Origin of the sequence: Pseudotamlana agarivorans (assembly GCF_001642835.1) — a bacterium.
In the GTDB taxonomy this organism is placed as follows: Bacteria; Bacteroidota; Bacteroidia; order Flavobacteriales; family Flavobacteriaceae; genus Pseudotamlana; species Pseudotamlana agarivorans.
Map to the genome: position 1 here is coordinate 585084 of NZ_LXEI01000001.1, position 14411 is coordinate 599494.

Here is a 14411-nt window from a genome sequence, read left to right on the forward strand (position 1 = left end):
TTCAAAAAAATATCGCTTTTATTTTAAATTCTTCAACAGTTATTTTTTTTCAAAAATTTAGAAAATTTATATTATTTGTTTTCAGTAAGTGTTTTTATATATTTGTTATATAAATAACCTGACTAAAAACAAGCTTTTATGATAAAACCAAAAAATGTAACGATTGTTTTTTGTTTTTTTGCTTTGATACAATCCCTTGGTGCACAGTCAGGTTTCTCACATGAATTAGGCCTTGTGGTAGGTTATGTGGAGATGCGTTCAGACTTCGGAGAGCGTGAAAATTTCTCAAATAATTTCAAAAATTCAGGATTTGGTATTGGACTTGTTCATTATATGAATTTCACGTTAAAAGCAGACTGTAATTGCTATACTGCCGATAATTATTTTAATGACCACTTTAAGCTGCGTAGTGAAATTTCCTATAATAGAACTCATCTAGAACATCATGGAGAATGGGTTGACCCTTCATTAACAAGCCCTGATGCCGATAAACTTCGTGCACATACTGGTTTGGCTAAAAATTATAATATAGGAACCCAACTCGAGTACTACCCTTTAAGCATTAGAGATTTTCAAGCTTATGCTTATAGATTCACTCCATTTATAAGCCTAGGAATTCAATACACCTATCACTCACCTGAAGTAAAAACAACATACAACAATCCCGACCCCAATGCTATCGGCGATGTTACCGACCCAAGCAACTTCTACTCAGGATGGGCTCCAGGGTCTGTCGATGCTTCACCTGGAAGCAGCTGGGCTGTTGTAAGTAATGTTGGTGTTAGATATAAACTGTCTCGAGTTTCAGATTTAATGCTAGACTTTAGATGGCAATTTTTTATGGATGATAAGGTTGATGGTTTAGATCACAACTTACCGTCTAACAAGAATAACGATAGTTTAATTTGGCTAAGTTTAGGGTATATATTTTATCTCAACTAGACGAATTTTTAACTTTATCGCCCCAGTTCTTTTTTCTACCCTACGCTTTTTCAATAAAACTTAAATATTGAGGTATTATAAGCCATACCTACAATTATGAAAAACTCCTCACACAAACTATGCGTAATTTCAAACACCTATTCATTTACTTAACAGTACTGTTATGCTTATCTTGTGATAAGGAATTTAATATTAGCTTTTCGGAAGAACACATCTCACCAAAAAACAACAGTATCGTTGAAATAAACATCCCAAAAGCTTCCGGCAAAGAGTCAGTTGCTCATCTCATTAACCAAACCATAGAGCAAAACGTTATTTCCTCCATTCAACTAGGATCAATAGATAACGAAAATATACAGGCAAAATCTATTAATGAAAGTGTCACCACTTTTATAAACGAATTCGAATCTTTGAAAAGAGATTTTCCTGAAAGCCCCCAAATTTGGGAGGCTCAAATTGACGGCGAGGTACTATATCAATCGAAAACAATTATCAGTATAGCCATTACCTCATATACCAATACAGGTGGCGCCCATGGAAATTTAAAAATTACTTTCCTGAATTTTAATGCTGAAAATGGCCAATTAATAGCCAACAAAACGCTTTTTAGCGATATAGACGCCGTAAAAAAAATTGCAGAACCCTATTACAAAAAAACAATTGAAGACAAAAGCATACTTTTAAATCAGGACCAATTTATATTACCTTCAAATATGGCTTATACAGAAGAAGGTCTTGTTTTTTTATACAACACGTTTGAAATCGCTGCCTATTCTGAAGGCATAATCGAATTTAAAGTGCCTTACAACGAAATTGAGTCTTATTTACTTTTTTAAAGCTTTCATTAGAGCTAATATATAACCATAATGAATACCCTCATGTATCACCGCAAATTGCAAAGCATCCTCTATTCGGCTTAGCGTATTCCCAGTTGTAGATACTGTATACTCGGTATAGGCTTTAAAAACACCCTGATTATAATCTTTCTGCGTTTTTTCTATACTAGAATTCAATAAGTTTTTTATCTCATGAAGTTCATCCAAGCTTATAGCGCTTTCAGGCTTGGTACCTTTTCTATACTTATCGATAAGATGTGTTGGTATTGCGACTTCTAATCCCGAAAGCCTGTAACATAACATTTGCTGTGTCACTACACTATGAGCGATATTCCAAATGATATTATTGTTAAACTCTTCAGGAATTTTATTTAAATCGTTTAAGGAATATGTTTCCATAATACCTTTAAATATATTCCTGGTATTCGTTAAAACCTCAAAGGTAAAATCCATTTTAATTTATTTTTCGATAAATATACTTTTAATTTGTTTTACCAAAAATCTTAATTTATGAAAAAAGTATATTACCTAAAGACTTGTAGCACCTGTATACGCATATTAAAAGAGCTAAATTTACCTTCAGATTTCATTCTGCAAGACATAAAGACTGAGCCTTTAACAGCTGATCAATTAGACCAAATGAAAACGCTTTCTGGAAGTTATGAAGCTTTATTTAGCAAAAGAGCAAAGCTTTACAAAGAGATGGATTTAAAAAATCAAAATCTAAAAGAACGCGACTTCAAACACTACCTTTTAGATCACTATACTTTTTTAAGTCGTCCTGTAATTATTATTGATGATTCTATTTTTATTGGAAATTCAAAGAAAACAATAGCAGAAATAAAGTCGTTACAACTTTAAAAATCAACGGTTTGTCTTATTTTTTAAAAAAACCAATAAATAACAATATAACTACTTAATTATTAGGTCTTTCCGTTTGTCGATAAATTTTGTACAACCATGTGTTTCAAAGTAAAAAAAGCACGCTATATCGAAAACTTGAACCAAAAAAGATTCTGCATTGAATTCCTGATTACCTTTATATACGCTATTATTAATTTTAAACATTAACAAGATGAAATATAAAACAAAATCAGTTTTTGGACTCATTAATATGTTTGCGATAATGCTTGCTTTTTCAATTTCAACAAAAACGCATGCAACCACTACTATAATGAGTTCAGCCCCTTTAGATTCTAATTTAAGCACACTAGGCTTACATATCTCCCCTATAGCACTAACTGCAGTTATTGGTGGCGACAAAGATGACCGAAAAGACAAAGACTTCAGTAAAAGAGACAAAGGTTATAGTGGAAGTAACAAAGGTTACGGTGGTAGCAAAGGTTACGGCGGAAAAAACAAAGGTTACGGTGGAAGAGACAACGGCTTTGGCGGAAAAGACAAAGACAAAAAAAATAACGGATGCCCACACTATGGTAAGTGTAGCTGTGGCGGCAACAATACACCGCCTGATTCACCACCTAGTGTCCCTATAGATGGTGGCTTAAGCCTTTTAGCTCTAGGCGCAGTAGCTCTTGGTATTAAAAAAATACGCAAAGAAAAAAATGACAAAATTTAACACTTTAAAGAGTTAAATTCCATTATCAAAAAGGCTTTTCCTAGGAAAAGCCTTTTTCTTTTACCCTATTTATAAAATTCTATATACTTTTTTATATCTGCTTCGGTATTTCCTCAGCAATTTATAACAGCCCTTGTAAGCAGCGACTCTTTTTATATGTTAAACCATTTTAGAATATCCAATTGCTCTATAGCTGATATCAGGTTAAATTAAAATTATGTTTCCTCACTAGACAAGAAATACTCATCTCACTAGTGATCAATATTGTCATAGACTACTAAATAGAAATTTTAGCCCTCAAACAAATATGACTGAATCCAAATAAAAATAGGATCCCTACAATCTTTTTTTTATGAGTTTTCATGTTACTTACCAATCCTAAGGCATCAACTATTTAAAACTTTAAAGAGTTTCTATAAATCCCTGACCCTTGTTCATAAGTAAAAAACATATGTTTTTATCAAAATGGATAACACATCTTATAAGATGTTTTCCCCATAGACATGGCTAGATATGTATTTTTAAGAACATCCATATAGTTTAGAATATCATAATCACAAGGCAGAACTGAATCCATAAAAAAAGCCTCTACATTTCTGTAAAGGCTTTCTAATACTAAACTCCTTCTCTTGGGCTTACTTCGTCTTCGCTCAGCATAAACTTCTCACCCAATTTAATCCACAAAAAAACCCAATACTTTCGTATCGGGTTTTTGCTGCTCCTTCTCTTGGGCTCGAACCAAGGACCCTCTGATTAACAGTCAGATGCTCTAACCAACTGAGCTAAGAAGGAGTGTTGCTGTTTTGCTTAGCGAGTGCAAATATAAAAGCTTTTTTAGTTTCTGCAAACATTTTTTAAAAAAATTTTATTCAAATAATGCTTTATAAATATCATTACCATTTGCAAAGAGTACTAAAGCTATTAAAAGGAAGAATCCAACCATCTGAGCATACTCCATAAATTTGTCGCCAGGCTTTCTTCCAGAGATCATTTCATATAGTAAAAACATTACATGTCCGCCGTCTAAAGCAGGAATAGGTAATAAATTTAAAACACCAAGCATAATAGATAAAAAGGCTGTAATGCTCCAAAAGTACTCCCAGCTCCAAGTGCTAGGAAATATATCGTAAATAGCTTTAAACCCACCTACACCTTTATAAGCACCTGTACTAGGTGAAAAAATAGCTCCTAACTGATCCCAGTAAGACACTACTTTATCCTTTGCCTTTGTAACACCAACTGGAATAGACTCGAAGAAACCATAATCTTTAACATCAAACTTATAATATCCTAAAGCCTCTAAAGTTTTTGGTGTACTAGCGCCTAAAACTACGCCAAGCTTTCCTTCAGAACTCACTTTAAGTGGTAAAGAAATTTCTTGATCCTCGCGTTTTACTGTTGCAGTAATATCTTGCCCCTTCAATGTTTCTAATGACGCCATAACTTGATCGGCATATTTTGTAGCTTGATTATTCATCCCCACAATGATATCGCCTTTTTTTAAGCCGCTCGAATAATTTGCAGAGCTATCTTGCACTTGAACCACCACAAAAGGTTGTCTTAAACTAATGAATCCTTTTTCCTTGGCATCCATTAACTGAGATAAAAAATCTACAGGCATGGTTACGGTAGATGGTGTACCGTCGCGTTCTATTTTAATCTCATGACCAAAAAGCACCTTTTCTGAGATGTCTGAGAATTTTTCAATTTTTTCACCATCAACAGCAATGATTTTGTCTCCGGTATGCAGTCCAGCCTTGTTAGCCACAGAACTTTGTACTAGAAGTCCGTCGTTAATATTTTCTACCGGTAAAAAGGTGTCTCCATAAAAGAAGCTAATACCTATATATATCACAATGGCTAATAAAAAATTCACCGTAACCCCACCAAGCATAATAATTAAGCGTTGCCAAGCTGGTTTCGAACGAAATTCCCAAGGCTGGGGCTCTTTGGCCATTTGCTCGGTATCCATACTCTCGTCTATCATTCCCGATATTTTTACATATCCGCCAAGAGGTAACCATCCAATCCCATAAACCGTATCCCCTATTTTCTTTTTGAATAGTGAAAACTTCACATCAAAAAACAAATAAAATTTTTCAACACGAGTTTTAAACAGCTTTGCAGGAATAAAATGTCCCAATTCGTGCAAAATAATGAGCAACGAAAGGCTTAGTAAAAACTGAGAAATCTTTATAACAAAATCCATATGATAGTCTAACATTTTTTATAATCGTGCAAAAGTAAGGTTTTAAACCAACTTTGGGAAAACAAATAAACAAAGCCATACGATTTAACATCATTTTATATGTAAACCATACCAAGCAAGGGGATTTCTTATCTATTATATTTTTAGACACAAGAGAATCATCGTATTTTTGCAGGCATCTAATTTTCATAACAATCTTTATGTTATCATTTTTTAAGGATTACAAAATTTTCGCCATTGTTTTCATGATTGTTTCCATTATTATTGTTTCAATCATATATAATACTCTAAACGTATACCAACCCCTACCTATATACCAACCTACCATGGTACAACCTGAATTGGTTGACAGCACGCTTCATTACAAAAAGAAATACCATAAGATTGCTGATTTTAGCCTAACGAATCAAAACGGTAAAACTATTACCCAGGAAGACTACAAAGACAAAATTTATGTTGCCGATTTCTTCTTCACGACATGCCCTACTATTTGTCCGATTATGACCAAAAACATGGCTCGTATTCAAAAAGACATATTAAATGATGATGATGTTATGCTGCTTTCACATTCGGTTACTCCAGAAATCGATACCGTTGCGCAGTTAAAACGATATGCCATTAAAAAAGGCGTAAACGACAAGAAATGGAATTTAGTTACAGGTGATAAAAAACAGATTTACGAATTGGCCAGAAAAAGTTATTTGGCCGTAAAAGATGACGGCGATGGTGGCCCTTTTGATATGATTCACACCGAAAACTTTATGTTAATCGATAAGAAGCGTCAAATTAGAGGGTTTTATGATGGCACCAACCCTGAAGATATTGAGCGACTACTTAAAGATATTAATATTCTTAAAGAAGAATACTTACAATAGTTTTTCTTCTTAATTTTTTTAGACTATAAATTTAAGCTATTTTTGCTTCTTTAAAATCAATCTAAATAGCATTGCAAGATACTTTAGCACAATTAGAACACGGTGAAAGTGCCATCATTACCGATGTGTCTTCCGTTCATATTCCTCTAAAACTTTTAGAAATGGGCTGCCTACCTGGTAACACCGTACAGTTAGTACAGCTAGCGCCTTTTCACGACCCTATGTATTTAAACATAAATGGATCGCATCTTGCTATTAGAAAGGAAACTGCAACCCACATATTAATTGAAAAGGTAAGGCATGAGTAAACAGATTAATGTAGCTCTAATAGGTAATCCGAATACAGGGAAAACCTCGGTTTTTAATGCCTTAACAGGATTAAACCAAAAGGTTGGAAACTACCCAGGCATTACGGTTGAAAAAAAAGAAGGTGTTTGCAAGCTACCACGAGGCCTTAAAGCGCATATTATTGATTTACCTGGAACTTACAGTTTAAACGCGTCATCACTTGATGAAAGTGTGGTTATTGAATTGCTGTTAAACCAGAACGATAAAGATTTTCCAGATATTGCTGTGGTTGTTACCGATGTAGAAAATTTAAAACGTAACCTTTTAATTTTTACACAAATAAAAGACCTTAAAATCCCAACGCTACTGGTCATAAACATGGCCGATAGAATGAGTTATAAAGGGATTTCTTTAGATATTGCATATTTAGAAGAACAACTACAAACAAAAATAGCCCTTACAAGTACCAGAAAAAAAATTGGGATTGACACACTAAAAGAGCTTATTGCAAACTACAAAGAGGTGCCTTCTGAACCCTGTTTAGACATCGCTCAAATTGATGCTAACTACTTTGAAAACTTACGCAAAGCTTTTCCGAATCAGTTATTATACAAGCTTTGGCTTGTTATTACGCAAGATGTAAACTTCGGTAAAACTGACCGCAAAGAGTTTGATGCTGTTGCAGATTTTAAAACAAAAAGTGAGGGCGACTTAAAACGTCTTCAGCAAAAGGAAACCATTAAGCGCTATCAATATATAAACAACGTTCTTAAAAAGGGACAAACTATTGATGCTACTCAAGCTAAAGATTTACGTTCCAAACTAGACCGTGTATTAACACACAAAGTATGGGGTTACGTGATTTTCTTTATCATATTAATGGCTTTATTTCAATCTATTTACGACTGGGCTACAGTCCCTATGGATATGATTGATTCGGCTTTCGCTTTTTTAAGTGAATGGACAAAAGACCATCTGCCTTCGGGAGCTTTTACAGATTTACTTTCTGAAGGTATTATTCCTGGCTTAGGCGGTATTGTTATATTTATTCCACAAATCGCTTTCTTATTTCTCTTTTTAGCCATTTTGGAAGAAAGTGGTTATATGAGTCGTGTGGTATTTTTAATGGATCGCGTTATGCGTCGTTTTGGACTAAGCGGAAAAAGTGTTGTCCCGTTAATTTCTGGAACAGCCTGTGCCATTCCAGCAGTTATGGCTACAAGAAATATTGAAAGCTGGAAAGAGCGCCTTATCACTATTTTAGTAACGCCTTTTACAACCTGTTCGGCCAGATTGCCGGTTTACCTAATTATTATTGCATTGGTCATTCCAGACGGTAGCTTTCTAGGCTTCAGCTATCAAGCCCTTACCTTAATGCTACTTTATTTACTAGGTTTTGGAACAGCTGTCGGTTCGGCTTATATATTAAACAGAATCCTTAAAATAAAAAGCAAATCGTTTTTTGTGATTGAAATGCCTAATTACAAATTACCTTTATTTAAAAATGTTTTTTATACGGTGGTTGAAAAAACCAAGGCCTTTATTTTTGGTGCTGGTAAAATCATTTTAGCCATTTCTATTGTCCTATGGTTTTTAGCATCTTATGGTCCAGGTGAAAATTTTAATAGTGCCGAAAACATCATCGCTGAACAGTATGCTTCGGATAATTTAGAAGAAGAAGATTTAGAACACAAAATAGCCCAATATAAATTAGAACACTCTTATATTGGTATTGCGGGTCGTGCTATCGAGCCTGCCATAAGACCTCTGGGTTATGATTGGAAAATTGGTATTGCGATTATTAGCTCCTTTGCTGCCCGTGAAGTTTTTGTGGGCACCTTAGCCACCATTTACAGCGTTGGAAGTGATGACGAGGAAACTATTAAAAATAGAATGGCTGGTGAAGTGAATCCTATTTTAGGAGGCCCTTTATTTACTTTTGCTTCAGGTATTTCATTATTGCTTTTTTATGCTTTCGCCATGCAATGTATGAGTACTTTAGCCATTGTAAAACGAGAAACAAACTCTTGGAAATGGCCCGTTTTACAACTGGTAATCATGTCTGTTTTTGCTTATGTTGTAGCCTTAATAGCCTTTCAATTATTGAAATAATAAATTCTAACTAAAAACACATGAACGCCTTCATTCAAAACATACTGGTTATTACAGCGCTTATTTTAGCTGTGGTGTTTTTAGTTAGAAAATACATCTGGAAAAAGAAAAAGCCTAAAAAAGGCTGTGGTGGTAACGATGACTGTGGTTGCCATTAAGGCTGTGAGCGTCTAAAAGTTAGACCTACCTCATTTAGAACTGTTGACATAATTTACCTAACCTCCTTTTTACTATTTTGCTGATCTAATTAGCATACCAAAACCCTTACCTGCCATGAGTGCTAAGAGATATTTCGACAAGCTCAATATGACAAGTAATAAATTATAAAAGCTTCACAAACAATTTATTTTTTTAATCATACCCATTCCCGAGAAGCATCTCAGCATGGCTTCTGTATAACACTCTAAACACTTTTTAATTTTAACCTTCCATAAGTTTGGAGCATATCAACCCTACTTCAAGCGTATTACCTATTTTCTTACTTTTTATTTTTAGTCTTATCTAAAAATATATTTATATTTGAACAAATTAAATTTAATGAAATATCTAATAATATTTTTTTGTTTAGCTTCAATAATCATAAATGCTCAAGATATTACGGGTCATGTGTTATTTGACAACTTACCACTTGCCTATGCAAATGTTTATTTAAAAGGCACACGGCAAGGCACAACAACCAATGAAGACGGCAGCTATAACCTTAAAAACATCAAACCAGGAAACTATACCATCATTGTCTCTTATACCGGATTTAAATCTGAATCAAAAGACATAAGGATCGCTAATGAAGATGTTGTGATAAATTTTAATCTAGAAACATCTGCAGATCTGGACGAAGTGGTTGTTACAGGAACTTTAAAAGCCGTTTCTAGATTGGATAGCCCTGTTCCTGTTGAAGTTTATAGCCCTGCCTTTCTGAAGAAAAATCCAACGCCTAATATTTTCGAATCGCTACAAAATGTGAATGGTGTACGGCCACAAATTAATTGTAGTGTTTGTAACACCGGAGATATTCACATCAACGGACTCGAAGGTCCATACACCTTAGTTTTAATAGACGGTATGCCTATTGTTAGCGGCTTGTCTACCGTTTATGGTTTGTCGGGCATACCAAATTCACTTATTGAACAGGTAGAAATCGTAAAAGGCCCAGCCTCCTCACTTTATGGTAGTGAAGCCGTTGGTGGTTTAATTAACGTTATCACTAAACGCCCCGAAAATGCCCCCTTATTTTTTGCGGATAGCTTTGTTTCAGGCTGGGGGGAATGGAATTTAGACGTCGGTTTTAAAGCAAAAATTGGCAGTAAAACCGATTTACTTTTAGGGGTGAATTATTTTAACTACAATAATCCTATTGATAACAACAACGATAATTTCACCGATTTAGCACTTCAAAATAGAATATCGGTTTTTCAAAAGTGGAATTTTGAGCGTAAAAAAAATAGAGTTTTTTCGCTTGCAGGGCGGTTCTTTTATGAAGACCGTTGGGGTGGTGAAATGCAATGGAATCCATCTTATCGTGGTGGCGATGATGTTTACGGGGAGAGTATTTATACCTCGCGTTACGAATTACTAGGAACCTACCAACTTCCTGTTGCCGAGAAAATGATGTTGCAATTTTCGTATACCGACCATGATCAAAATTCCGTTTACGGCAATACACCATATCTTGCTAAACAACGTATTGGTTTTACACAGCTTATTTGGGATAAACCTTTAAAAGGTCATGATTTATTATTCGGACTTGCAGCCCGATATAATTATTATAATGATAGTACTCCCGCTACTACTACTGCCGATGAAATAGTCATTCCGTCACTTTTTGTTCAAGATGAAATGATACTTCACAGAAAACACAGTTTGTTAATAGGTGCTCGTTATGATTACGATAAACGCCATGGCTCTATTTTTACACCGCGATTGGCTTATCGATTTAAACCTTCGGACCAGGCTATTATCCGACTCAATGCTGGTACAGGTTTTCGCGTTGTCAACCTATTTACTGAGGAGCATGCGGCACTAACAGGCTCGAGAGATGTTGTTGTTACTGAAAATTTGAACCCAGAGCAATCCGTAAATTTCAACTTAAATTATTTACAGAAATTTTACAGCAAAAAAGGTATGATGTTCACCTTAGATGCCTCTGCTTGGTACACCCATTTTTCTAATTTAATTGCTCCCGACTACGAGACTAACCCCAATCAAATTATTTACTCTAATTTGGAGGGAAAAGCAGAAAGCAAAGGTGTTAGCATAAATTTAGACGCCAATTTAGCAAGCGATATTAAAGTCCTTTTAGGGGCAACCCTGCAAGATGTCACCACCACCCACAACAACGTCACACAGCGCCAAATACTAACCGAAAACTTTACAGGAACCTGGGGTATTTCATATAAAAATTACAAATACCAAACTACGGTAGATTACACAGGAAATATTTATGGCCCCATGCGTTTGCCGCTCCTAGGGGATTTAGATCCTAGATTACCCGAATCACCTATTTGGAGCATCCAAAACATTCAATTTACATTTGACGGTTTAAAAAACTTTGAAATTTATGGTGGAGTTAAAAACTTATTGAATTGGACGCCTAACAAAGGAAACCCCTTTATTATAGCTCGAGCTGATGATCCATTTGACAATGATGTAGCATATGACAATAACGGCGACGTCCTTGTAACACCAGTCAACCCTTATGGCTTAACTTTCGACCCTACCTATATTTATGCACCAAACCAAGGGAGGCGACTATTTTTAGGTTTACGGTATGTTTTAAATTAAAAGCTTTTCCATTTTCGTTAAAACCCAGTGTTTATTTTCAAACAACACTATTTCAAAACCTAAAGCGATTAATATCTGCTCACTCCTTTTTTAGTCAAAACTTGTCCGTTAGAAAGTTTTATTTCAGCAATAAAAACAGCGCTTAAATTAGGGAGCTCATAGGTCTCAGAATAACTATCGCCTTCAAGCTGATAAAGAGGCTGCCCAAGCAGATTAAAAATTGAAATAGTTTCTATTTTTAAATCTTTCGGAACGATAAACTGCACGACATTGTTTTCTAATGAAATTAAGCGCACCTTATCTTCAAGTTCAATATCTTCTACCGATAGGGTCTTTTCAAATCTAATTTCAAAACGGTCATTAAATTCACCGGTTTGAGGCGCAGAAAATATATAGTCATTTTGATTTAAGTTCCATTGTATTTCTGGAGTTTGTGCCTTATCGATTAAAAGAACCTCATGGTTATTAAAAAAGTCACCTTCGGTATTATGAATAGATATGGTGTAAGAAATTGTCGCGTCTAAGGTGCTTTTAAACCCTAAAGGGATCACCTCACTTACCGTAAGGCTGCCAGGGTATTTTCCTTGGATAATAAATTTTTTATCTGAACCCGGAATAGTCGAATACAGTAATGAACCATTTACAGGGTAGGTATGAGCATCGTAAGACAGGCCGTCATCCATATCGGTTGCACCAGGAACGTAACCAACCAAAATTTGGTTTGATGTGTTATCGGTGGAGTGTAAATTAAGCCATATTTTATTGTCTTTCGTTTGGACTGTTTTAGAGGAAGTACTTTCCTTAAAAAACACTCTGTTAGCAGCAGGAAATTCGGAGCGCATACTATTGTTAAATGTGATTTGCTCCTGATTTATACCAGTACCTCCACCATCTTTAAGAGCAACAAAAAAGCTTTGCCCCGAGGGTATTGCATAAGTTGATAGTGATGCTAAAACAGGTGTAGTAGACGTGTCACCACCACTTGAAACCACACCGGTATCATTAATTATAGCGTAATCTGCAGTGTTAAAATTTTGTTGTTGGTTTCCATTTGCCGAGGAAGAAGGTGCACTATTTTGCGACCACAAATAAACAGCTCTTTCGAGATTAGGGTTTACACTAAAAAACACATCCGAATCGATTGCCGAAGGGTAAGGATTACCTATTAAGTTCCAGTTTTGGTCGCTTTTCTCATCATCGTTTCCATAAACATCAACGTTGTAAACGCCGTTATTAAAAACCCCTGTAAAAATCGCAACAAATTTGGTGCCCGGACCTGCATTATTGGCATTAAAATAGGCAGGGGTAGTTGTGGTACTATACCCTATGCCAGGTTGCATGGTGGTGTCACCAATATGGGTCCAATCGTTACCATCGTCATCGATCTCGTCTTGACCAGGGATCGTGGCATTGTTATTTTGATCTTCTTTAGTAGAGTCTCTGTAATTTTGAGCATTAAAAATGAACAAACGATTGGGATTGTAAAATGGGATTGCCGTTGAAACTTGAGCACCAACTATAGGCGAACTCCAATAAGTGTATTCGTACCAGGCATCCATCGGAGCTGTTTCCCGATGGAACGACATGGTACCATTGTTTGTTACTAACCCATTATCGTTGTGCTGCACCAAAGCGCTCCCCGATTGTACAATTAGAGAAGCATTATTTTCTACAATAACGTCATTCTCTACCACTATCGTTCCATTTGTATCTATACTTAATAAATTACCACTAGTTACGGTTAAATTACACGCTTCAAAACTACCCGTAGTACCGGTAAAATAATCGGCATCAACAATAACAGCAGTATCAGTATCAGGTGTACCTCCTACCCAATTACTGCCATCCCAAGTTGTAGTACCACCAGAGCAATAGCCTGCTATGGGGTCTCCCCAAATTTCAATGTTATCTATGGCGATGTCTTCTTCACTAGAATCAACATGAATTTCAATGGTGATCGTTAAAAGGCTTCCAGTACCTGTAATATCGGCATTAAATGGACTAAAAGCATCATTTACTTTTTGGCCTTCTCCTACTCCATCATTATCCGTGTCTACAGCTAAATATCCTTCACTTGAACCGGATTTATCCCAACGCAAATACAACAATTGTTGGTTGGTCTGACTGTCGATACTGTATTTAAACAATACAAAATCATCATCTTCCCAAGAAGGCCCATTATCATGTTCAGCTAAATCTACTTTAAATTTTAAGTTTTCAAATCCTGAAATATCGATATTATTCACAGTAAGAGTAGCAATAAAACTATCACTATACCCTGAAAAAAAACGAAAATCTTGCGCACCAAAAAAATGACCTGTTTGGTTAGTGTATGATATGTCTCCCGAAATTGTAGTACCATTGGTTCTTACAAAATAATCTTTCTCATCTTTTCCTGCAATAATTTGTTCATGAGGATTAGTAGTGTAAATAGACGGAGAAGTACTGCTGGGGTCGGTTTCAAAATCGAGAATATAAATTTGCTGCGATTGTGAAAATAGAGACTGAAAAACTAGAAATAAAACTATGAGGGCGTAGTATTTTTTCATGATGTTATATGTTTTAATGCCTTGTAATTATGCACAGCTATTGTTTAAAACAACAAAGGCTTGCGCAGTAACCATGTGCCGCATTTTTATGTAATACCTTAAAACGGCATGAATAAAAACGAAAAAGGCATTTAATTTAGTGGCCAATACAAAGTTAAAGTAAATAGAATACAGCTACTAGGATCATTATGTCGTTAATCGGCAATAATATACATTTCCTCGAAAAAGGAGTTTTTTTTG

At 35.3% G+C, this 14411-nt stretch carries 12 protein-coding genes and 1 tRNA gene; 9 read left to right on the forward strand and 4 right to left on the reverse strand.

The window, feature by feature from the left end:
- Positions 1–138 precede the first annotated feature (138 nt).
- Together A6I66_RS02435 and A6I66_RS02440 are read left to right on the forward strand one after the other, a co-directional pair.
- Positions 139–942: a THC0290_0291 family protein gene (locus A6I66_RS02435; RefSeq protein ID WP_067145169.1), complete on the forward strand. Its 804-nt coding sequence runs from the start codon at positions 139–141 to the stop codon at positions 940–942.
- Positions 943–1061: 119 nt separating this feature from the next.
- Positions 1062–1778 carry a DUF3298 and DUF4163 domain-containing protein gene (locus A6I66_RS02440; protein ID WP_067145171.1) on the forward strand — a complete coding sequence of 239 codons (717 nt, stop codon included), beginning with the start codon at positions 1062–1064 and terminating at the stop codon, positions 1776–1778.
- Here the strand turns inward: A6I66_RS02440 and A6I66_RS02445 are convergent.
- Positions 1767–2231 (reverse strand): DinB family protein, encoded by a 465-nt coding sequence (locus A6I66_RS02445; protein ID WP_067145173.1) that lies wholly within the window; start codon positions 2229–2231, stop codon positions 1767–1769. The two genes, A6I66_RS02440 and A6I66_RS02445, sit on opposite strands and share 12 nt — an antisense overlap.
- Before the next feature lie 57 nt (positions 2232–2288).
- Between A6I66_RS02445 and A6I66_RS02450 the strand changes: the two genes are divergently transcribed.
- Positions 2289–2639 carry an arsenate reductase family protein gene (locus tag A6I66_RS02450; protein ID WP_067145175.1) on the forward strand — a complete coding sequence of 117 codons (351 nt, stop codon included), beginning with the start codon at positions 2289–2291 and terminating at the stop codon, positions 2637–2639.
- A 214-nt stretch (positions 2640–2853) separates the two neighbouring features.
- On the forward strand, positions 2854–3357 hold the full coding sequence (locus A6I66_RS02455) for a PID-CTERM protein-sorting domain-containing protein (RefSeq protein ID WP_067145177.1): 504 nt from the start codon (positions 2854–2856) through the stop codon (positions 3355–3357).
- A 718-nt stretch (positions 3358–4075) separates the two neighbouring features.
- Here A6I66_RS02455 and A6I66_RS02460 read toward each other — a convergent pair.
- Positions 4076–4149: transfer RNA gene (locus A6I66_RS02460), tRNA-Asn, on the reverse strand.
- Between the two features lie 73 nt (positions 4150–4222).
- Positions 4223–5566 carry an RIP metalloprotease RseP gene (gene rseP / locus A6I66_RS02465; protein WP_067145179.1) on the reverse strand — a complete coding sequence of 448 codons (1344 nt, stop codon included), beginning with the start codon at positions 5564–5566 and terminating at the stop codon, positions 4223–4225.
- Between the two features lie 200 nt (positions 5567–5766).
- On the opposite strand from rseP, the gene A6I66_RS02470 reads away from it, so the two are divergent.
- The 5 genes from A6I66_RS02470 to A6I66_RS02485 all read left to right on the forward strand — a co-directional run bounded on the left by A6I66_RS02470 (position 5767) and on the right by A6I66_RS02485 (position 11622).
- Positions 5767–6441, forward strand: coding sequence for an SCO family protein (locus A6I66_RS02470; protein WP_067145181.1), 675 nt, complete (start codon positions 5767–5769; stop codon positions 6439–6441).
- A gap of 71 nt (positions 6442–6512) precedes the next feature.
- Positions 6513–6749, forward strand: a complete 237-nt coding sequence (locus A6I66_RS02475; RefSeq protein ID WP_067145183.1) for a FeoA family protein — start codon at positions 6513–6515, stop codon at positions 6747–6749.
- Complete coding sequence (feoB, locus tag A6I66_RS02480; RefSeq protein WP_067145185.1) at positions 6742–8841, forward strand: ferrous iron transport protein B; 2100 nt, start codon at positions 6742–6744, stop codon at positions 8839–8841. The genes A6I66_RS02475 and feoB overlap by 8 nt, the downstream gene beginning before the upstream one ends.
- 20 nt (positions 8842–8861) lie before the next feature.
- Positions 8862–8999, forward strand: a complete 138-nt coding sequence (locus tag A6I66_RS16420; RefSeq protein WP_084399417.1) for a FeoB-associated Cys-rich membrane protein — start codon at positions 8862–8864, stop codon at positions 8997–8999.
- Between the two features lie 379 nt (positions 9000–9378).
- Positions 9379–11622 carry a TonB-dependent receptor gene (locus A6I66_RS02485; RefSeq protein ID WP_067145187.1) on the forward strand — a complete coding sequence of 748 codons (2244 nt, stop codon included), beginning with the start codon at positions 9379–9381 and terminating at the stop codon, positions 11620–11622.
- Between the two features lie 68 nt (positions 11623–11690).
- Here A6I66_RS02485 and A6I66_RS02490 read toward each other — a convergent pair whose 3' ends face one another.
- Positions 11691–14171, reverse strand: coding sequence for a hypothetical protein (locus A6I66_RS02490; protein WP_067145189.1), 2481 nt, complete (start codon positions 14169–14171; stop codon positions 11691–11693).
- Positions 14172–14411 lie beyond the last annotated feature (240 nt).